This is a genomic window from Roseomonas chloroacetimidivorans, assembly GCF_049629625.1.
Lineage (GTDB): Bacteria > Pseudomonadota > Alphaproteobacteria > Acetobacterales > Acetobacteraceae > Roseomonas > Roseomonas chloroacetimidivorans.
In genome coordinates this window covers 1-1296 of sequence record NZ_JBNBZS010000279.1, presented here as the reverse complement: position 1 = coordinate 1296, position 1296 = coordinate 1, and the positions used below count along the sequence as shown (strand labels likewise).

The window sequence follows — 1296 nt, the reverse complement described above, 5'->3', positions numbered from 1 at the left end:
GCCACACAGACGCTGTAGGGCAGCACTCACCCGGTTCTGCGTCTCCGAGAGGATTTCCATCTCACGCTGGGTGGCGTCACACATGGCCTGCTGCGAGTGCTGAACCACGTGCAACAGAGATAGAAAACGTGGAAACATCGTGTTCCATGGCATGTTCGGCTCCGCGGAACTGCCGGAAGAGAAAGTAGATGCCGACATCCAAAACTCCTTCGCATCGATACAGCGTGCCACAGGAGGAGACGGGAGCGGCACGCGAAATGGGCCACACTGCGAGTGAAGTCAGCAGCAGCGAACCCCGAGGCGGCTACCCGGAATGGGGAGCATCGTTGCCGCCTGAGGGAAAAACCATAGACCGCCCGGTCGGTTTGTAAAGCCATAACTTGCCGGCAGCCAGCGAGCCAGAAGCCGCTTGATCGCCTGGGCCGTGAACCGCCGCCGGTTCCGCCTTGTTGCCCTCCTTTGATTCCTGGTTTCGTTAGCAGACCCTCGTCTCTCCCAGGGACGTCCAGGATGACGCCGAACTAGCGCTGTCGACCGGTCATGGCCCCGGACGCGGCCAGGCCAACCAACGCAAATCGCGAAACAGCCACTGACCCGCCCAATTCAAGCTTGACCGATAGTAACGCCGCTTACAGTATGTCCGCCCTGGGTCAGGGGAGAAGATGTGCCTCAGCTGAACCGCGATCTCTTAATCCTGCTTAGCGACGTTGGTCGCATGGCTCGTACCCATGCCGATCGCCGCGCCCGGCTACGGGGCATGACCCGCGCGCAGTGGGTTGTTCTGGTGCAATTGGAGCGCCAGGACGGTATGACCCAGCGGGAGCTGGCGGACGCGCTTGAGGTCGAGCCCATCACAGCGGGCCGGCTGGTTGACCGCCTGGAGGCCCACGGGCTGGTGGAGCGGCAGCACGATCCGAACGACCGGCGTTGCTGGCGGCTTTACCTGACTGACCGCGCGGCTCCAGTGCTCCGGGAGATCACTGCCTATCGTGAGAGGTTGCACCGCGAGCTAACGGCCGGCTTGCCAGCGGCCACGCGGCACCAGGTCATCGAAGCCCTGCTTCAAATGAAAGCCAACCTGATAGCCACGGCATCCCTGCCGGACGAAGCTGCCTAAAAGCGCCCGATGCCCGAAGGATCCGCCCACTCTACGGAACAGGCCACTGCGACGAGGTCCTCGTCGTCCATTCCGGCACGGCGGATGTCGGCCCCTGCCGATGGCCCTCCCGTCAGTGAACACGACCCGGTGAACCTGGACGAAGCCCCTGCGCAGGAGCCTGTCCGCCGCCGAGCGGA

General features: G+C 63.3%; 1 protein-coding gene. It reads left to right on the top strand.

The window, feature by feature from the left end:
* Positions 1 to 715 precede the first annotated feature (715 nt).
* Positions 716 to 1117 (top strand): MarR family winged helix-turn-helix transcriptional regulator, encoded by a 402-nt coding sequence (locus ACO1BU_RS37420; protein ID WP_424140910.1) that lies wholly within the window; start codon positions 716 to 718, stop codon positions 1115 to 1117.
* The last annotated feature ends 179 nt before the right edge of the window (positions 1118 to 1296 follow it).

What these genes read in the sequence shown, in the direction of transcription:
- ACO1BU_RS37420 (WP_424140910.1), top strand. Translation starts at nt 716, where the DNA reads ATGGCTCGTACCCATGCCGATCGCCGCGCCCGGCTACGGGGCATGACC.